Source organism: Pseudomonas sp. SWRI179, assembly GCF_014268705.1.
Lineage (GTDB): Bacteria > Pseudomonadota > Gammaproteobacteria > Pseudomonadales > Pseudomonadaceae > Aquipseudomonas > Aquipseudomonas zanjanensis.
Map to the genome: position 1 here is coordinate 1 of NZ_JABWRA010000029.1, position 18333 is coordinate 18333.

General features: G+C 61.9%; 16 protein-coding genes. 8 read left to right on the forward strand and 8 right to left on the reverse strand.

Going from position 1 to position 18333, the window contains the following annotated elements; all coding sequences use genetic code 11:
* Positions 1–373: 373 nt before the first annotated feature.
* Positions 374–718, forward strand: coding sequence for a DUF6124 family protein (locus tag HU767_RS17130; RefSeq protein WP_186730063.1), 345 nt, complete (start codon positions 374–376; stop codon positions 716–718).
* A 222-nt stretch (positions 719–940) separates the two neighbouring features.
* Here the strand turns inward: HU767_RS17130 and HU767_RS17135 are convergent, their stop codons facing one another.
* Complete coding sequence (locus HU767_RS17135; RefSeq protein WP_186730064.1) at positions 941–2179, reverse strand: M20/M25/M40 family metallo-hydrolase; 1239 nt, start codon at positions 2177–2179, stop codon at positions 941–943.
* 85 nt (positions 2180–2264) lie between these two features.
* Positions 2265–3350 (reverse strand): diguanylate cyclase, encoded by a 1086-nt coding sequence (locus tag HU767_RS17140; RefSeq protein WP_186730065.1) that lies wholly within the window; start codon positions 3348–3350, stop codon positions 2265–2267.
* Between the two features lie 268 nt (positions 3351–3618).
* On the opposite strand from HU767_RS17140, the gene HU767_RS17145 reads away from it, so the two are divergent.
* From HU767_RS17145 to HU767_RS17155, 3 genes are all read left to right on the forward strand, one after another.
* Positions 3619–4548 carry an alpha/beta fold hydrolase gene (locus HU767_RS17145; RefSeq protein ID WP_186708660.1) on the forward strand — a complete coding sequence of 310 codons (930 nt, stop codon included), beginning with the start codon at positions 3619–3621 and terminating at the stop codon, positions 4546–4548.
* A gap of 144 nt (positions 4549–4692) precedes the next feature.
* Positions 4693–6081 carry a VOC family protein gene (locus HU767_RS17150; RefSeq protein WP_186730066.1) on the forward strand — a complete coding sequence of 463 codons (1389 nt, stop codon included), beginning with the start codon at positions 4693–4695 and terminating at the stop codon, positions 6079–6081.
* Positions 6082–6379: 298 nt separating this feature from the next.
* Positions 6380–6898 carry an Hcp family type VI secretion system effector gene (locus tag HU767_RS17155; protein WP_186708650.1) on the forward strand — a complete coding sequence of 173 codons (519 nt, stop codon included), beginning with the start codon at positions 6380–6382 and terminating at the stop codon, positions 6896–6898.
* 501 nt (positions 6899–7399) lie between these two features.
* Here the strand turns inward: HU767_RS17155 and HU767_RS17160 are convergent.
* The 6 genes from HU767_RS17160 to HU767_RS17185 all read right to left on the reverse strand — a co-directional run bounded on the left by HU767_RS17160 (position 7400) and on the right by HU767_RS17185 (position 14154).
* Positions 7400–7573 (reverse strand): hypothetical protein, encoded by a 174-nt coding sequence (locus HU767_RS17160; protein ID WP_186708648.1) that lies wholly within the window; start codon positions 7571–7573, stop codon positions 7400–7402.
* A 26-nt stretch (positions 7574–7599) separates the two neighbouring features.
* Positions 7600–7842 (reverse strand): hypothetical protein, encoded by a 243-nt coding sequence (locus HU767_RS17165; protein ID WP_186730067.1) that lies wholly within the window; start codon positions 7840–7842, stop codon positions 7600–7602.
* Between the two features lie 65 nt (positions 7843–7907).
* Positions 7908–8978, reverse strand: a complete 1071-nt coding sequence (locus HU767_RS17170; RefSeq protein ID WP_186708644.1) for a lipocalin-like domain-containing protein — start codon at positions 8976–8978, stop codon at positions 7908–7910.
* Complete coding sequence (locus HU767_RS17175; RefSeq protein WP_186708665.1) at positions 8968–11436, reverse strand: FtsX-like permease family protein; 2469 nt, start codon at positions 11434–11436, stop codon at positions 8968–8970. The genes HU767_RS17170 and HU767_RS17175 overlap by 11 nt, the downstream gene beginning before the upstream one ends.
* A complete protein-coding gene (locus tag HU767_RS17180) occupies positions 11436–12104 on the reverse strand; it encodes an ABC transporter ATP-binding protein (protein ID WP_186708642.1) in 669 nt (222 codons plus the stop codon). The genes HU767_RS17175 and HU767_RS17180 overlap by 1 nt, the downstream gene beginning before the upstream one ends.
* Before the next feature lie 352 nt (positions 12105–12456).
* Positions 12457–14154 carry a sulfatase-like hydrolase/transferase gene (locus HU767_RS17185; RefSeq protein WP_186708640.1) on the reverse strand — a complete coding sequence of 566 codons (1698 nt, stop codon included), beginning with the start codon at positions 14152–14154 and terminating at the stop codon, positions 12457–12459.
* A gap of 374 nt (positions 14155–14528) precedes the next feature.
* Here HU767_RS17185 and HU767_RS17190 point away from each other — a divergent pair, with 374 nt between their 5' ends.
* Genes HU767_RS17190 through HU767_RS17205 form a run of 4 tightly spaced genes read left to right on the forward strand, consistent with a single transcriptional unit; the run spans position 14529 to position 18333 of the window.
* A complete protein-coding gene (locus tag HU767_RS17190) occupies positions 14529–15893 on the forward strand; it encodes a UDP-glucose/GDP-mannose dehydrogenase family protein (protein ID WP_186708632.1) in 1365 nt (454 codons plus the stop codon).
* Positions 15890–16945 carry an NAD-dependent epimerase gene (locus HU767_RS17195; RefSeq protein ID WP_186730068.1) on the forward strand — a complete coding sequence of 352 codons (1056 nt, stop codon included), beginning with the start codon at positions 15890–15892 and terminating at the stop codon, positions 16943–16945. The genes HU767_RS17190 and HU767_RS17195 overlap by 4 nt, the downstream gene beginning before the upstream one ends.
* Positions 16942–17688, forward strand: a complete 747-nt coding sequence (locus tag HU767_RS17200) for a sugar transferase (RefSeq protein WP_186708628.1) — start codon at positions 16942–16944, stop codon at positions 17686–17688. Before HU767_RS17195 ends, HU767_RS17200 begins: the two co-directional genes overlap by 4 nt.
* Positions 17689–18333 (forward strand): CpsD/CapB family tyrosine-protein kinase, encoded by a 645-nt coding sequence (locus HU767_RS17205; protein WP_186708626.1) that lies wholly within the window; start codon positions 17689–17691, stop codon positions 18331–18333.

The window sequence follows — 18333 nt, forward strand, 5'->3', positions numbered from 1 at the left end:
CCAGCGGGAGCAAGCTCCCTCGCCACAAAAGCCTTATGTTTATCGCATTAATCTCGGCGTAAGACCGAACGACCTCACCTTGCGCCATTGCCTACAACTACGCCAGAATCCGCCGGCTTGTGCGCCTTGAGGGCGGGCTTTACTGTTTCCGGGTCGCTGAAAATCAGCGATCGGGTTTGGTAGCCCGGTTTCCTGGCGCACGTGCATCCTGATGCAAGGGACTTCTACGTCCTCTGTTTTATGGTGGTCATGCGCAGGGCGTTCTCGGACGCGCCGGGTTGCCAGGTAACCGGTCTACCAACCTTCGTATGGCCACCACCCTTCGTTTGGTAGCGAGAGTGATGGCTCCAATTTCTTATCTGGAGTTTCATCTATGTTCAAACCAACACCCAACCCGCCGGACACCGATCCAGCCCACTCAAAAGCGTTCGACAAAGCCGCCGACCGCGCCCTCGACTACTACCTCAAGCCCAAACCCAGCAAACCCGAGGCTGATGAAGGCCAACTCTTCACGGTCGCCAACGGTGTCGACACCGAAACCCTGCTCGCCAACCTCAGCGAAAACCTGGCCTCGGCCAACGCCATGCTCAACGACCTGGCCTTCGACCTGGAAGGCTCAAGGCGCCACATTGCCCTGGGCATCCACCAATTGATCGAATTGAGTGGACAGCTGGCAGACCGAGCGCTGGACAACGTCGAAGCCCGTCCCTCGACATAGCGCATCCCCCCGTGGCGAGGGAGCTTGCTCCCGCTGGGTCTGTAGGAGCTGTGTAGGAGCTGTCGAGTGCAACGAGGCTGCGATCTTCCCCCAAACACTTGAGTCTCAAGCGAAAGATCAAAAGATCGCAGCCTCGCTCCGCTCGACAGCTCCTACAGCGCCGAGCGGGAGCAAGCTCCCTCGCCACAAGAGCATGTGTGTCATGACTGAACGAGCGGCCTGTTACCGCCCCGCCAACTCCATGATCATCCGCGACAACAGATAAATCCTTGGCACCACGCTCTCGACTTCGGCGTACTCCTCCGGCGTGTGGATATTGCCACCCACGATGCCAAACCCATCCAGCGTCGGCGTACCGACCCCGGCTGACAGACTGGCGTCCGCCGCGCCGCCACTGCCTTCTTCGGTCAGTTTGCGCCCCAGTTCGCCATAGATGCCCTGGGCCATGGCCATCAATCGGTCCGACTCCGCCGTCTGCGGCATTGGCGGCAGGCCGCGCTTGAGGCTGGTGGTGACTTCGGTATCGGCGATCAGCTTGTCCTGTGAAACACGGGCCAGGTCTTTTTCGATACGGTCGAATTCTTCCGGTACCGCCGCGCGTACATCGGCCTTGGCGCTCGCCTGGTCGGGGATCACGTTGGTCCGGTCACCGGCCTTGAGTACCGTGAAGTTGATGGTGGTTTTCTTTTCCGCGTCGCCGAGCTTGCCCAATTGCAGAATCTGGTGCGCGGCTTCCATCGCCGCATTGCGCCCCAGTTCCGGCGCGACACCGGCGTGGGACGCCTTGCCCTTGACCTCCACCAGCGCCGTGGCACTGCCCTTGCGCCACACCACCAGGCCGTCGGCCGGGCGACCCGGCTCGAGGTTGAGGGTCACGTCGTGGGCCTTGGCGGTTTTCTTGATCAGGTCGGTGGCCACGTCCGAGCCGGTTTCCTCGCTGGCGTCGAGCAGGAAGGTGATTTGCGCGTAATTCTTGAAATCGAGATTCTTGAGCACTTTCAAGGCGTAGATCCCGGCGACGATGCCGCCCTTGTCATCCATCACCCCCGGCCCGTAGGCGCGGCCATCCTTGATGTGGAACGGGCGTTCGGCCGCCGAGCCCTCCTTGAACACCGTGTCCATGTGGGCCATGAGCAGGATTTTTGCTTTACCGGTGCCCTTGAGGGTCGCCAGGATGTGCTGACTACCGTCCGAATTGGGCACCTTCTCGATGGTGGCGCCCAACTGCTTCAATTCATCGATGGCAATGTCACCGACCTGGGTCAGCCCCGGTACATAGCCGGAGCCGGAATCGATGTTCACCAGCCGCTCCAGCAGCTTCAGGGCCTCGCCCTTGTACTGCTGCGCATCGGTCAGGATTTGTTGATGGGGTTGCGCCAAGGCCATGGAGGTAAAGGCGCCAAGGGCCAGGCTCAGGCCGAGGCTGACGGCCAGGCGGGAGCGAACAGCGGTCATCGTCATGATTTCATCCTTGTTCCGTATCGAAAGAGTGCCATAGGCACCCTACCCGACAATGAACCAAGGCTCTAGACAGCAGGTGGCCATCTCAAAGGGAAACGGCCGACGTTTCCAGCACCGGCCGATGCCGGTGGCAAGTGACCCGGTTGCGCCCGCTGGTCTTGGCTTCATACAACGCCTGGTCTGCATCGTTGAGCCAAAGCGTTGCGTCGCCATACGCCGGGTTGAACACCGCCAGGCCAATACTCAGGCTCACTTTAAGCGCCGGATCCTGCTCGTAGCTGAGGGTCGCGAAGCGCTCACGCAAACCATCCATTGCCTGCACAGCGTTATGCAGGGTCAGGTCCGGCAAGACGACGCAAAACTCGTCGCCACCATAACGCCCGACAATGTCGGCTGCGCGCAGGTTCTGCCTGAGCAGCTTGCCGAGCCGGCGCAGCACGACGTCGCCGGCGCCGTGGCCATAGGTGTCATTGATGGCTTTGAAATGGTCGATGTCGATCAGCGCAATCGCGCCATGGATCGTCCCGTCCGCAGGATGGCGCCCGCAACGCTGGAACTCCTCGTTGAGGCGGTCTTTCCAGGCGCCATGGTTGAGCAACCCGGTCAGGCTGTCGGTACGACTCAGGGCCAGCAACTCACGTTTCTGCCGCCCCAGGGTGTAGGCCTGGCGAAAGCAGATCCAACCCAGTGCCATCGGATACAGGCACAGCAGCGGCAGACAAGCATAGATCTGCGTCGGGCTGGTCATGGGCACGCCGGTCAACGGGAAGATCACCATGCCCACGGCGATGCCCGCCACTTGGGCCACAACCCCGACGAGCAGGAAACGCAGACCACCGATGGCGACGTTGTTCATCGCCATCATCGCCAGCGTGACGGCCGTGGGCAGCGGGTTGAATTGCATCGCCACGACCCAGAAGCCGCCGAGAAAGGCATCGATCAGCAAATTGCGGTGTTCAGCGTGGTACGGCACCGCGCATCGGCGGGCCCACCAATAGGACAGGTGCGGCCAGAGCAGGCCATTGAACAGCATGAAGCCCCAGACCCAGGGCGGCGGATCGAGGGGATAAAGCGCGGCGCTGACCAGCAGCAACCCCAGCGTCAGGCCCAGGATGCGCGATACGTAGAGCCTCCTGGCCAACGACAGTCCCTTTTTTCCCGTCTTTTGCATAGACGCCTCTGCACCGCGGGTTTCCCGAATCATCGGGATGGGCTTGCCTGGAGTCTATCAGGGCGGCATCAAATAGCCACCACTGAATGCAGGGGTATTTTCTTCGTCAAAATGCGGGGCTCTGCTCGGATTTTGGCTATATATGACAAGGAAGTCCGTGACACCTCGCAAAGCAGGTTCCTGGGCAACGATGTTCCCGGGTTAAGCTTCACTGAACACCGCCTGATCCGTTTGATTACATTCTGTCGCAGCCCATGGAGGGCAAAACATGCTGGTGTTGTTCGTGGTTATTGCTGTACTTATCGCCTGGAGTTGGTTGACCTATCCCGGCATTGGCCATGTGATCTACGACATGAGCATGGCCTTGGAAGCACGCCTTTACCGGTTGCGCAAAATCACCGTGCCCATCAGTGAAATGACCGTGTCGACCTGGCAGGGCGGGCCTTATGAAGCGTCCGCCAGCATTCTGATGCTGCACGGCTACAGCGGCGACAAGAATCTCTGGCTGCGGGTTGCCCGACATTTTGTCGGTGATTACCGAGTGGTGATCCCCGACCTCCCCGGCCATGGCGAAACCGGCTTCAAGGCCGGCGGCGGCTACGACATCCCGACCCAGGCCCGGCGAATCATCGAATTGCTCGACGCCTGCGGCCTGGACAAGGTCCATGTGATCGGCAATTCCATGGGTGGGCATCTCGCCGCGTGGCTGGCAGCCACTTCGCCTGACCGCGTGCTGACCCTGGCGCTGCTCAATCCGGCCGGTGTCACCTCCCCCCAGCCCAGCGACATGGACCGCCAATTGGCCGCCGGTCACAACCCGTCCCTCGTGCATTCGCGGGAGGAGTTCATGCCGTTCTACGCAATGACCATGGCCTCGCCGCCCTGGGTACCCGGCATGGTCATGGCCGCGGTGGCCGAGCGTTATGTACAGCAACGCGAAGAACTGGCGGAGATCTACACCGACTTTCGCGCCAGCCCGCCAATGGAGCCCCACTTGGCCGCCATTCGTGCCCCTTCGCTGCTGCTCTGGGGTCGCCAGGACCGGGTGATCGACGTCAGCAGCGTACCCGCATGGAGCAAGGGCATCGCGGACTTGCGTGTGGAAATCTGGGACGGGATCGGCCACCTGCCCATGATCGAACAACCAGGGAAAACCGCGGCGCTGTACCGTGACTTTCTCAAGGGATTGGGGCAGTGATCATGATGCAAGCAACGCCCGGTGGTGAATCGGTGGGTCAGTCCCTGGCAGAATGAAGTCCTGAAGATTCTTCGTTTGCCGGGACCGGCGAAGGCTGCGATCTTTCGTCCAACTTTCCCACAGCCCTCGCCAGGAATTCCCACGATGAGCTTCGTCAGCCCCGACCTGATCCGCCAACGCTTCTCCAAAGCGATGTCCGACATGTACCGCGACGAGGTGCCGTTGTATGGCGCACTGATGGAGCTGGTGGAAGCCACCAACGCCCAGGTCCTGAGCGAACAGCCGGAACTGGCCGCCCACCTGCGCAACACGGGCGAACTCGAGCGCCTGGACCTGGAACGCCACGGCGCGATCCGCGTCGGCACCGCCGCCGAGCTGGCGACCCTGGGGCGACTGTTCGCGGTCATGGGCATGCAGCCGGTGGGCTACTACGACCTCACGCCAGCCGGTGTACCGGTGCATTCCACCGCGTTTCGCGCCGTGCATGAAAGCGCCTTGCAGGTCAGCCCGTTCCGGGTGTTTACCTCGCTGCTGCGCCTGGAACTGATCGAGAATGCCGAGCTTCGGGCCTTTGCCGAATCGGTGTTGGCCAAACGGCAGATCTTCACCCCCGGCGCCCTTGAGCTCATTGACCTGGCCGAACGCCAGGGCGGCCTGAGCGAAACCCAAGCCGAGGACTTTGTCCTACAGGCCCTGGAAACCTTTCGCTGGCACCACAGCGCCACCGTCACGGCCGAACAGTATCGGCAACTGAGTGCCCAGCATCGCCTGATCGCCGACGTGGTGGCGTTCAAGGGCCCGCACATCAACCACCTGACGCCGCGCACCCTGGACATCGACATCGTCCAGGCGCGGATGCCCACGCATGGCATCACGCCCAAGGCTGTGATCGAAGGCCCACCCCGTCGCCAATGCCCGATCCTGCTGCGCCAGACCAGTTTCAAGGCGCTCGATGAACCCGTTGCCTTCACCGACCAGCCCCAAACCCGGACACAGCCCCAAGGCAGCCATAGCGCCCGCTTCGGCGAAATCGAACAACGCGGCGCCGCGCTCACACCCAAAGGCCGTGCGCTTTATGACCAATTGCTGAACGCCGCGCGCGATGCGCTGGGGGAATTCCCCAACGAAGCCAACGCCGGGCGCTACAACGTGCTGATGGCCGAACACTTCGGCGCATTCCCGGATAACCACGATGAGCTGCGCCAACAGGCGTTGGCGTATTTCCGTTATGTCCCGACGCCCAAGGGCCTCGCCGCCAAGGGCACCCTCGAGGCAGCGACCACCCTGGAACACTTGCTCGAACAGCAATACCTGCGGGCCGAGCCCTTGGTGTACGAAGACTTCCTACCCGTCAGCGCCGCCGGCATCTTCCAGTCGAACCTCGGCGACGCCGCCCAGAGCCATTACGCCGGGCAATCCAACCGCCAGGCTTTCGAGGCGGCGCTGGGGCGAGGGACCATCGACGAGTTGGGGCTGTATGCCCAGACGCAACAGCGCTCCATCGATGAGTGCAGGGCTGCGTTGGGCGTCTAGGAACATGCTGAAGGATCAAATGGCAAGAAGTTGCCTGACAGGCGCGCAGTATGGCGCGCCTTCCTTGGTGATTCTGCTTGGGTAGCACGGCGTCCGGGTGGGCCGCGAATATCTGCGATGTACTGGGCAAGGGTTTGTGCGTTTTGTTGCTTGCCTGAAGGGAGCAGTTGCCTTACATCAAATCAACTTATTGATATATATAGTTTTTTTGAAAGTGGCACAGCTCTTGATAACCGTCAGGCCACCTCGGGGCGATTCCCGTCCCAGGCCCTTAGTTATCCAGGAAGGAGAGCATCCCTTGGCTACCCCCGCATATATGGCCATCGTCGGCAGCAAACAAGGCCTGATTACCTCCGGTGCGTTTACCGCCGACTCGGTGGGCAATACCTATCAGGAAGGTCACGAAGACCAGATCATGGTGCAGGGATTCCAGCACCAAGTGATCATCCCGCGCGACGCTCAATCCGGCCAGCCAACCGGCCAGCGCATACACAAACCCTTGGTCATCACCAAGGTGTTCGACAAAGCCTCACCGCTGTTGCTGGCCGCCCTGACCAGCGGTGAGCTCATGGAAGAGGTTTCGATCCAATGGTTCCGCACTTCGAAGCTAGGCGCTCAGGAGCACTACTTCACGACCACGTTGTACGACGCGATCATCGTGGAAATCAAGGACTACATGTTCAACTGCCAGGACCCGGCGAACGCGCACTTCACCCATCTGGAAGACGTGCATTTCACGTACCGCAAAATCACTTGGACCCACGAAGTCAGTGGCACTTCGGGTTCCGATGACTGGCGTTCACCCATAGTCGGCTAATGTTCGAGCGCAACCACTCACGCATGGGCCACCGCTGTTGGCCAATGTGCAAACAAATAATTGAAAGTCATTGATTCAGGACGGTGTTCGCCCAGTGCGACGGCCTCGGCAATCCATGCACTGGTAAAGAGCCTGACACTGGGCGAACGGGGACAATAATAATGGAACTTTCAGACTATGTCCGGGAGACTGTTTAAATAATTGTTTATCTTTGATCGTAACTGCCGCCGATTGATCATGACTCGCACAGTTACATTGTGACCGAACCGCGGAACCTGTGGCGAGGGAGCTTGCTCCCGCTCGGGCGCGCAGCGGCCGCTTTTGGGGCTGCCTCGCATCCCAGCGGGAGCAAGCTCCCTCGCCACAGTATTGAATGGCAACTCCTGCACTAGCCGTACAACCGGTTATACAAGACATGGACAAATACAAAAAAGTTATCCATGAATAAAAATTAAACAACCATTAAAAACTCTTTTTTAATACCCGTCGGCATGACGCACTTCATCCACGCCGTCCGGTTTTTTGCGCATCGGTATCCCCCGCATCAGGGTCACCGTGTTGCTGTTTGCGCTTGGCCGGGTCATTGGGCCGCAAGGCATCGTTATCGCGTTCCACTTCGCCGGGCAATGCTGGCGCGTCCGGGTTGGGCCGGGTTTGATCGGGGCTGTGGTTCATGGCGAACTCCTGGGGTCATTCGGGATTCAGGCATCGGGGTCGGCGACTTCTTCGGCGACATTGGCATCCGGGGAGCGCTGGTGCAGTTGCTCGGCCTGGGTCTTCAAATCCTGCCAGCGTGCCAGATCGATGGCGCCGCGGCCGAACAGGTCATTGGCCACCTGCATCAACTCAGTGAAATGAGCATCGGGGGACTGCTGCCGGTAGGCCTTGTCGTCGAACAGTCGCTGCCAATCGGCCAGCGACGGAAGCTTGAGGTCATCGCCCATGACGGACTCCTGCGAGACATTCATTGGTTATGAGGGTCGGCGTTCGCGGGGAGTTCCAGTGATTTTCAGTAGCCGGTCATTTCCAGGTATCCCGTGCCGCCCTGGTTGCCACTCAGACGCACCGGGCCTTCCCAATAGGGAATGCGCAAGTCCATCCAGGCCTTGGGATTGAGTGCCTGGGTGATGATGTCGAGTTGCTTGCCGGGGATCTTGATGGCCCAGCGTACCGGCATCGAGCGCCCGGCGACCTTGGCCGTGTCCAATGGCGCGAGACTGATCTCCTCGGCGCGCAGGGTTTGCGCCCGGCCCTGGGCATCGATCCAGGTGCCCGTGAGGTAAGGCGCGCCGTGCTTGTGGCGCATGCGATAGAGCATCAGGTGCTGGCCATTGTCCAGATGCAGGGAGAACCAGTCCCAGCCGGTCTGGTTGGCGGTCAGGGGCTGGCTGCTCCATTCGCGATCGAGCCAGGCCGGGCCACTGACCGTGTAGCGCTGGCCGTCGATTTCCAGTTCACCGTCGGCCTGGAAAAACGGCTGGCTGTAGTAGTACGACGCCTGGCCCTGTTCGGATTTCTGGCTGAAACCTTGATCGCCCTGCAACACCAACGGACGGTTCGACGTCAGCCGTAAGGCATAGCTGAAGCGTCGGTCGCGAGCCTTCAATTGCATGTCCGCCAACGGCTCGGCCGCTGAGGCCTGGGTGCCGAATTGCCAGTCGTCGATCCAGGCCTCGAAGGGCTGCACTTGCACCCCGGCCTGCCCCACCCCACCTCGCGCATAACGCTCGGCGGCATAGTGCACGCTGTCGGAAGTGACCGCCGCATGACCGAGCCAGATTGCCTGGTTGCGCCAACCGCTGGCTTGGGGTGCGGCATCCAAGGCGCTGCGAAACAGCGTCCATTGCACGCCGAACTCCCGGCCTTGGGAATCCTTGAGGTTGGCGGTGACGTACCACCATTCGATGCGAAAACCGTCATGCATACCGTGGTCGGCCGGGAAACTGAACACCCGCCCAGGCACGACCGGCGTGAACGCGACAGCCTGGTCACCGAGGCCGGCGAAGCCCTTTTGCGTCGGCGCCGAGTCATCACAGCCGCTGAGCAACGCCAGCAGCAACAGGCCGGCTTTAATCTTCATGGGCAAAGGTCCTCAGCAAATCCGCCGGCTGCGAGCGGTACAACGCATACAGCGGCCAGGCCGATGCCAGGAGCGTGGCGAGCATCGCCAGGGCCAGCAGTTGCGCCAACTGCAATGGGAACACCCGCAACGGCAGGCGCCAGCCGAAAGCCTGCACATTGATCACCGCGTCCAGGCACCAGGCCAGGGCAATGCCCAGCGGCAAGGCCAGGACCAGGGTCAGCAGCGCCAGTAGCCAGGTCTGGCCGAGGTTGAGCAACATCAACTGCCGACGCGTCACCCCCAGCGCCCACAGCGGCGCCAACTGGCCGAGACGACTCTGGCTCTGGGTCAGCAGGCTGATGAACAACGCCACCCCGGCTACCGCCAGGGTCAGGCTGTTGAGGGCGGCGGTGGCGGCGAAGGTACGTTCGAACACCTGGGTCGACCAGCCCTTGAGCCGGGCCTGGTCGACGATGCGGCTGTCATCCAGGCCGAACCGGTCCTGCAATGCCGTCACCAGCGCCGGAATCGCCGGCGGTTCAATGCGCAAGTTGAAACGGTTCGGCGTCAGGTTCGGCCAGTGCGCCAGCAAGTGCTCGACGTTGACCAGCACATGGCCCTTGGGATTGCCATAGTCGGCGTAGATGCCGACGATGCGTAGTGCCCAAGGTCCCTGCGGCGTCGGCAAGGTCAACTGATCGCCGATCCTCACCTTGAGGCGTCGGGCCAGTTGTTCGCTGAGCATGAGGGTGTCGGCGGCGGCCAACTGCTCCCACGGCTTGTCGCCGGACGATTCCAGCAGCGGCCAATGCTGGCGATAGTGAGGGTGATCGAGGATGCCGTGGATATCCGTCGGCCAGCCCTGCAACGGGAGCGAGACTTGCCAGAGGGGCACAACGGCAGTGATCGCTGGTTGCTGCTTGAGCCAGGTATGCAGTTCTTCGGCCTGGGCCGGGGTTTGCGGGTTGATATACAACTCGGCGCTCAGCCGTTGTTCGAGCCAGTTGCTGAACGTCTGGCGAAAGCCGGCGGTCATGCTGCCGGCGCCGATGTTCGCCGCCAATGCCAACAGCAGGGCCATCAGCGCGAGGCTCAGGGTCGGCAGTTGTTGGCGACAATCGGCGAGAAACCATTGCCCGAGCACCGAGCGGCTGCGGCGCAACAACCACGTCAGCATGCCGCTGAGCAACACCGGCAAGGCCAGCGCCGCGCCCAGCAACAAGGCGGTCATCAGGACAAAACCGCTGACCAGGCTGTCGCCCCAGACCAACGCCGATGCGGCAATCAACGCCGCCACCGTCGCCACCCAACCCTGGCGTCGCAGCCAACGCCCATGGGCTTGATGCCAGGCTTGGGAATTGGCCAGCGCCAGCAAGGGCAGGCGCGCCGCCCGCAACAGGCTGTCGGCGCCGGCCAGCAGCGCGCCAAGCAAGCTCAGGCCGACACCGCTGAGCCACCACGCCGGGCTGAGGTTCAAGTGCCCGGCCACCTCGGCGCCGTACAAACCCCGCAGGCTCGCCGCGACATCGGGCAATAACAGGCTCGCCAGCCAATAGCCGCTGAGCACCCCGGCGATCCCACCGAGCAAGGCCAACCCGCCCAGCTCAACCACCAGGCTGGTGACCAGTACCCGCGCACTGACGCCACAGGCCCGCAGGGTTCGCAACAGACTGCGGCGCTGTTCGAGCGCCAGGCCGATGGCCGCGTGAACGATGAACAGCCCCACCACGAAGGATAAAATGCCCAGGGCGTCGAGGTTCAGGTGGAAACTTTCGGTCAGGCGCGAGAGGTTGTTTTCTTCATCGGCGCGCTTGAATTGCAGTCGATCGCCGAACGCCTCCGGCAGCGCGGCGCTGAACGTCGCGGGCAACAGCAGCCGCGACAGCTGGTCCGGCATTCCGAGTACCGCTTGGGCAAACCCGATGTCCATCAACAGCATGCCCGGCGCCATGTCCATTTGGACATGCAGCGGCGGCAGGGGTCGTCCATCGGCGGTTTGGGGCTGGTCGCCCTCACCCAGCCCCAGGGCCTGCAAAGTCTGCGGGGCGATCCAGGTACGACCGGGACTGGTAAAGAACTCCACCACCTCGCCCATCTCCCGCGCCTGTCCCGCCAACGCCGCACCGGGCGGCATCGACACCGGGTCGATGCCCATCAGTTGCAGACGCTGGTCCTCGTGCCCCTTGAGCACCACCCGGGCCTGCAACACCGGCGACACCGGCCAGCCCTGGCGCCGCAAATCGACAAACCATTGTTGAGGGAAGGTGCCGCCGCCGGGTGCAGTGAGGCTGGCCTGGGGTTCGCCGCCGATCAGTTGGCTGGCGCGGGCGTAGCTGTCCCGGGCCTGACTGTTCAGCGCTTGCACGCCGGTGAGCAGGCTGGTGGCGAGCCAGAGGCCAGTCAACACGCTGAAGAACTGCACCGGGTGCTGGCGCCAATGGCTGAGCAGGGCCTTGAGGGCCTGGCGGAAAATCATCACCCCTGGGCCACCTGCGCCAACCGTCCGCCATGCAATACCACGCGTTGGGCCAGGCGAGCCGCTACCCGGGGACTGTGGGTCACCATCAACAGGCTGGTGGGGCTGCCCTCCAGCAGTTCCAGCAACAGTTGCAGCACTTCGTCACTGGTGGCTTCGTCGAGGCTGCCGGTGGGTTCGTCAGCCAGCAACAAGGGCGGTCGAGAAGCCAGCGCCCGACCCAGCGCCACCCGTTGCTGCTGGCCGCCGGAAAGCTGCTCGGGGTAACGCCGCAGCAACCCTGAAAGCCCGAGCCGCTGCACCAGATGGGCTTGCCAGGCCGCGTCATAGCGACCGCACAAGCGGGCCTGGAACGCCAGGTTATCTTCCACCGACAAGCTGCTGATGAGGTTGAACTGCTGGAACACCAGGCCGATTTCCGTGCGCCGCCAATTCGCCAGCTGGCTTTCACTCATGCCGTCGAGTCGATATTCGCCACTGCGAATGCTCCCGCGATCGACCTTGTCCAGCCCGGCAACCAAATGCAGCAAGGTACTCTTGCCGCTGCCAGATTCCCCCATCAGCGCCAGGCTGCTGCCGGGCATCAGGGTCAGGTCGACACCCTGCAGCACCGGCAACGGGCCTTGGGGCGTGGGGTAGCTTTTGAACACTTGGCGGACTTCCAGCATGGGCAGCCTCGACGGGTGGGCGTGAGGCTCAGGATAGCGGAGGTTGGGCGCACTCAACACCTCCCACCCACTCACCCACCGCCATCGCGAGCAGGCTCGCTCCCACAGGGCTTACCGTTGATCAATCCGTGGCGTGATGGCTGGGTCGCTTTTGTGGCGAGGGAGCTTGCTCCCGCTTGAGTGCGCAGCGCTCATCGCTTTTTTGGGGCCGCTGCGCGACCCAGCGGGAGCAAGCTCCCTCGCCACAGGGTCGTGCAAGACCTTGTGGGTATCCAACATCATCGCAAACTGACCCTCCGACATCGCGAGCAGGCTCGCTCCCACAAAGAGCCCAGCGCATGGGGGCCTTCAATCAATGCCCCGCCGCCATTTCGGCCTGGCCAGGCTGCGGCGTCACGATATGGTCCAGGTCAATATGCTTCCAAGCCGGTTTCGCCCCCAACCGCGCGTTGAAACGATAGTTGAACGTAAACTCATCCTCCGTCGGCTGGCTCAACGACCTGCCATAAACCGATTCAACCCCAACCGGGTCATACCCCATCAACTGCAACAGCGTCGGAAAGATGTTGTAGTGACTCGAACGATCCTTGTTCCGCGCCCAGGCGCCACGCCAATCAAGACTATCCAACTGACGGCCCTGGATCACCACCAACGGCACCAACCCCTCTTCGGGCATCGGGTCGCCACCACAATGAGTGTTGAGCCCAGGATTGCCACGCTCGTGCAGATCCTGGCCATGATCGGAGGTGTAAATCAGCACCGCTCGGCTCAAATCGGCCTGCTGGAAGACTCGCTTGAAGAACTCGCCAACATTCCACAGCAAGGTGTTCTGGTACGCGTTGCGGTACAGCAACCAGTCATCTTTCTGCCCATCGAAGCCGTCGCGGCTGCCGGTATCGGCCACTTCCTGGAACTGCCCGCGCGGCAAGGTCGGGCGGTAGTTCATGAAGTCGTCGGGGTATTTGTCGTGTACCGGAAAATGCGCCCCCACCTTGTTGATCACCACCAGTTCAGCCTGGTGATCGTCCAGCAGTTCGATCAACTTCGCCGCCGCCGCCATGTCGCGGTCGCGCACGCTGGTCTGGTCGAATTGGACGAACTCATCGATGTCCTGTTTTTCCAACTCGGTCATCAGGTTCTGCAAGTTGCCGCCGGTGCGCTGGGCGTCGATGTAGACGGTACGCAAGCCGGCCTTTTTGGCGTACTGCCAGATCGACGGCCGAGTGCTGTTGATGCGTATGTAGTCGGTCCGCGTCCCCCCGTAGCGCAAGGTGACATTGGTATCGGCGCTGCAGTTGGCAATGGACGCCGCGTAGCCGAAATTGAACATATCCACGCCCTCGGGCGGCGTTTTCAGGCCGCTGCGCACGCCAAACGGCGTGTTGATATCCAGGTAATTGCCGCCGACGCTTTCATCGATGATCAGCACTATGTCCTGTTCGATCAAGGATGATCGCCGCGTTAGGGTGACCGGCTCCCGGGGACCGATCGTGCTGTGCAAGGACTCATAGGCAAGGAGATTCAAATAGGCCAACGGCGTGTACATCACCGGCAGGCCGCGCGCACCTTCGCCCGCCCGCACGAACAACACGCCACTGAGCAACATCACCCCCAGCACGGGCGCGACCACAGGCAGATAACCGGGCACTCGCAGCGTTCGTCGAGGTTTGAGAGCGATGCCGAACAACAGTAACAAGCCCCCGATCACCGCGTTGATGATCACCTCGCGGTACTGATAGGCCGCCTCCTGGATAAAGCCTCCCGAGTACACCAGCGAAACGAACTGGCTGTAGGTCAGGTAACTGTCCGTGACTCGGGTGTACACCTCGAAAAACACCGCCGAAACAAACAACGCCAAGGCAAACACATGCCTCACCAACGTCTGGCGAATGTAGGCGCTCATCCACAGCGCCAGCACCAACACCACGAACATGGCGCCGAACAGCACGGTCGCCAAGCCCAGGCCCAACGCGTCGAGACGCTCGAGGTAAGCGTCGTACCCCTTGAGCAGGTACAAAAACAGCAGCAATTCCTTGAGGTAGCGGGTCATGTTTTCCTCGCCCGGATCGCGGTGTCGAAAGCGCTTCGTTCCTGCACGTTAGCAGCCGATTTGCAAAGCGCAAGAAACGTCCCCCACAACACGCGTCAAAAAAAAGTTACCCCAAAAACGACACGAAAACAGGTAACAAAATATAAAAATCTATGGATAACGACCGTCTATCGCTTTGTTAAATGCCGGCCATCCCCAGCAAAACAGCCACTTTGCTAGGACAGTCAATGACTTGATATCAAAAGGCCCGATTTCACATGAATTGCCAACACTGACAACTGTCATTTTGCTGACACGCTTTTCTGAAGCTGCGCTATACCCCTCTAAACAGTTTCATCCGAGTTACATCATTCGGTTTGCGAGGCGCGCCAAAAATGGACGTGAGCGTATTTGGTACGGGGTATGTCGGGCTGATCCAGGCGGCTGCAATGGCCGACGTCGGACACCGCGTTTTGTGCATCGATATCGACCCGAACAAGATCCGGCAACTGCAACAGGCTGTGCCAACCATCAGCGAGCCGGGGCTGTCCAATCTGCTCGAAGACAACATCAAGGCCGGACGCTTGTCGTTCAGCTCCCAGGCCAGCGACGCGGTCAATCATGGCGAGTTGATCTTCATCGCCGTCGGCACGCCCGCCGATGAAGACGGCTCGGCCGACCTCAGCCATGTGCTGGCCGTCACCCGGCAGATCGCCGATTTCATGGACAGCGACCGCACCCTGGTCATCAAGTCCACCGTGCCGGTGGGCACCGCCGACAAGGTGGCCGAATGCGCCCGCCAGGCATTGGCCCGGCGCGGCCTGAAACAGCTGAACGTACGCGTCGTGTCCAATCCCGAGTTTCTCAAGGAAGGCAGCGCCCTGGCCGATTGCATGCGTCCGGACCGGATCATCGTCGGCACCGCCGATCCAGTGGCCCGCGACCAGATGACCGAGCTCTACGCGCCCTTCTGCCGCAACCACGAAAAACTGATGTTCATGGACAACCGCAGCGCCGAACTGACCAAGTACGCCGCCAACGCCATGCTCGCCACCCGCATCAGTTTCATGAACGAACTGGCCAACCTCACCGAACGGTTGGGCGCCGACATCGAAGCGGTGCGCAAAGGCATCGGCTCGGACCCGCGCATCGGTTATCACTTCATCTACCCTGGCTGCGGTTTCGGCGGTTCGTGCTTTCCCAAGGACCTGCGGGCCCTGCTGCACACCGCCGAACAAAGCGGCATGCCGCTGCGCCTGCTGCGCAGCGTCACCGACGTCAACGACAGCCAGCGGCACATCCTCTTCGAAAAACTGGCCAAGCAGTTCCAGGATGGCTTGGCCGGCAAGTCGATTGCCATCTGGGGCCTGGCGTTCAAGCCCAACACCGATGACATGCGCGAAGCCCCCAGCCGCTACCTGATGGAAGCCCTGTGGCGCGAAGGCGCACGGGTCCAGGCCTACGATCCGGAAGCCATGTCCGAATGCCGTCGCCTCTACGGCTATCGCAAAGACCTCAACCTCTGCGCGACCCGCGATGACACCTTGGAAGACGCCGATGCCCTGGTGATCTGCACTGAGTGGAAGAACTTTCGCGTGGTGGATTTCGACCTGCTGGCCAGCAAGTTGCGCGCCCGGGTGATCATCGATGGCCGCAACCTGTACAACCCCGAACACCTGGCCGCCGCCGGGCTGTTGTATCGCGGTATCGGGCTGCGCCACACCGTGCCCAGCCCCCTGGCACCAAGGCCACAAGCATGAACATCCTGGTCACCGGCGCAGCCGGTTTCATCGGCGCCCACGTCGTGCTGCGGCTGCTGCGCGACGGCCATCGGGTGTGCGGGCTGGACAATTTCAACGACTACTACGACCCGCAACTCAAGCACGACCGCATGGCCTGGGTGAACGGCCAGGTCGGCAGCTTCCCCTTGGCGCGGCTCGACCTGGCCGACGCGCCGGCCATTGATGAACTGTTCCAAACCCGGCGCCCGGACGTGGTGATTCATCTCGCGGCCCAGGCCGGCGTGCGCTACTCCCTGGAAAACCCCCAGGCCTATGTCGACAGCAACATCACCGGGTTCCTGAACATCCTGGAAAACTGCCGCCGGTATCCCGTCAAGCATTTGATCTACGCCTCCTCGAGCTCGGTGTACGGCGCCAACACGCGCATTCCCTATTCAGTCCAGGACAATGTCGACCACCCGTTATCGCTGTATGCGGCGAGTAAAAAAGCCAACGAACTGATGGCCCACAGCTACAGCCACCTGTTTGGCATTCCCTGCACCGGCCTGCGGTTCTTTACGGTGTACGGCCCTTGGGGCCGGCCGGACATGTCGCCGATCCAGTTTGCCCGCGCCATCGCCGAAGACCGGGGGCTGCAACTGTTCAACCACGGCGAGCACCAGCGGGATTTCACCTACATCGACGACATCGTCGAAAGCATCGCCCGCCTGATCGACCGTGCGCCCCAGGTCACGCCCTTGCTGGATCACGAACAACCGGACCCGGCCACCAGCCGCGCGCCCTGGCGGATCTACAACATCGGCGGCCAGCACCCGGTGGCGCTGCGCACCTATGTCGCGCTGCTGGAAAAACACCTGGGACGAACCGCTCGCATCGAACTGCTGCCCCTGCAAGCCGGCGATGTACTCAACACCTGCGCCGATGCCAGCGACCTGGCACGGGCCACCGGTTTCCGGCCGTGCATCGCACTGGACGACGGCCTGGGTCGTTTCATCCAGTGGTTCCTCGATTACTACCCACTGCCTGCCCACGCGCCGCTCGCGGCCCAACCTCAGCGGAGGAGTCTATGACCCGACATGAACAAGCCATCGAGATCAACGCCCCCGGGCGCGACAAACGTGTCGATCCCGACCACCGCAGGCGCCTGGACGCGGCCATCCACCGCCAGGGCCGTGGATGGTTGACCGGTCGCGACGGCGGCCGGCCCTGGACGGTCTCGCGCACCAACCGTGTCGTGGCCTGCCTCGGCGCACTGGCGATCCTGGTGGTGTTCTGCCCGCTGTTGCTGGGCCTGGCACTGCTGGTCAAATTTTCCAGCCCGGGCCCGGTGCTATTCGTACAGAAGCGCACCGGTTATCGCGGGCGGGTGTTCGGCATGTACAAGTTCCGCACCATGGTCGCCGACGCCGAGGCCCTCAAGGAGTCGCTGCGCCACCTCAACAAACACGGCGCCGATGCCATCGATTTCAAGATCGACAACGACCCGCGCATCACGCCCATCGGCCGGTTCCTGCGTCGCAGCAGCCTCGACGAACTGCCGAACCTGATCAACGTAGTGACCGGCGACATGCGCCTGGTGGGCCCGCGGCCGACCTCGTTCAACGCCTATCGCTACAAGGACAACCATCTTGTGCGCCTGAGCATCTACCCCGGCATGACCGGCCTGTGGCAGATCTCCGGGCGCAGCAATATCGACTTCGACCAGCGCGTGGAATTGGACCTCAGCTATATCGCTGAACAAAGCCTGTGGCTGGATTTGAAGATCCTGATGCTAACCCCCTTCAAAGTTTTCAGCGGCCACGGAGCGAGTTAAATGGACGGTTCAACGAATATCCTGACCATAGCCAGCCCGAGCGAGACCAACCTGACCTCGACCGTGCTCGACCCTTCCCTGCGGATCCTGCTCTTGACGTCCGCCAACACCGGCACTGGCACCAGCACCAGCGCCATGGCACTCGCCGCGCAACTGGCGCAGATGAGCAACGGTCGCGTCCTGCTGGTGGATGCCAGCCAGTCACCGCGCAACCTCAGCCAACAGCTGTCGTTGCACAAGGAGCGCGGCTTCACCGACCTGTTGTTCAACAGCCTTGCCCCGCCCCTGTTGCAGGATTGCGTGGTGCAGGCGTCCAGCCTGCCCTTCGACGTGCTGCCCCACGGTCGCCTCGGCCGCAATGCCGACCACCTGAGCCCCGAGCGCCTGCGTCCGTTGTTCAGGCAACTGGCGGCGCAATACCGCTTTGTGGTGATCGACGGCGACGCGGTGTATTCGGCCAGCGACACCCTGGTGCTCAGCACCCAGGTGGATGGCGTGGTGCTGGTGGTGCGCGGTGAAGACACCCGCTGGGAAGTGGCCCAGGCCACCCGCCAGCGCCTGTCCCAAGCCGGCGCGAAAGTGGTCGGCAGCGTGTTCAACCGCCGCAAGTACTACATGCCCAAGTGGCTCTACAACAACCTGTAA

Coding starts and splice junctions, on each gene's coding strand:
- HU767_RS17170 (WP_186708644.1), bottom strand. CDS start 8,978: ATGAAGATTAAAGCCGGCCTGTTGCTGCTGGCGTTGCTCAGCGGCTGT.
- HU767_RS17195 (WP_186730068.1), top strand. CDS start 15,890: ATGAACATCCTGGTCACCGGCGCAGCCGGTTTCATCGGCGCCCACGTC.
- HU767_RS17140 (WP_186730065.1), bottom strand. CDS start 3,350: ATGCAAAAGACGGGAAAAAAGGGACTGTCGTTGGCCAGGAGGCTCTAC.
- HU767_RS17180 (WP_186708642.1), bottom strand. CDS start 12,104: ATGCTGGAAGTCCGCCAAGTGTTCAAAAGCTACCCCACGCCCCAAGGC.
- HU767_RS17150 (WP_186730066.1), top strand. CDS start 4,693: ATGAGCTTCGTCAGCCCCGACCTGATCCGCCAACGCTTCTCCAAAGCG.
- HU767_RS17130 (WP_186730063.1), top strand. CDS start 374: ATGTTCAAACCAACACCCAACCCGCCGGACACCGATCCAGCCCACTCA.
- HU767_RS17175 (WP_186708665.1), bottom strand. CDS start 11,436: ATGATTTTCCGCCAGGCCCTCAAGGCCCTGCTCAGCCATTGGCGCCAG.
- HU767_RS17200 (WP_186708628.1), top strand. CDS start 16,942: ATGACCCGACATGAACAAGCCATCGAGATCAACGCCCCCGGGCGCGAC.
- HU767_RS17165 (WP_186730067.1), bottom strand. CDS start 7,842: ATGGGCGATGACCTCAAGCTTCCGTCGCTGGCCGATTGGCAGCGACTG.
- HU767_RS17185 (WP_186708640.1), bottom strand. CDS start 14,154: ATGACCCGCTACCTCAAGGAATTGCTGCTGTTTTTGTACCTGCTCAAG.
- HU767_RS17145 (WP_186708660.1), top strand. CDS start 3,619: ATGCTGGTGTTGTTCGTGGTTATTGCTGTACTTATCGCCTGGAGTTGG.
- HU767_RS17205 (WP_186708626.1), top strand. CDS start 17,689: ATGGACGGTTCAACGAATATCCTGACCATAGCCAGCCCGAGCGAGACC.
- HU767_RS17190 (WP_186708632.1), top strand. CDS start 14,529: ATGGACGTGAGCGTATTTGGTACGGGGTATGTCGGGCTGATCCAGGCG.
- HU767_RS17135 (WP_186730064.1), bottom strand. CDS start 2,179: ATGACGATGACCGCTGTTCGCTCCCGCCTGGCCGTCAGCCTCGGCCTG.
- HU767_RS17160 (WP_186708648.1), bottom strand. CDS start 7,573: ATGAACCACAGCCCCGATCAAACCCGGCCCAACCCGGACGCGCCAGCA.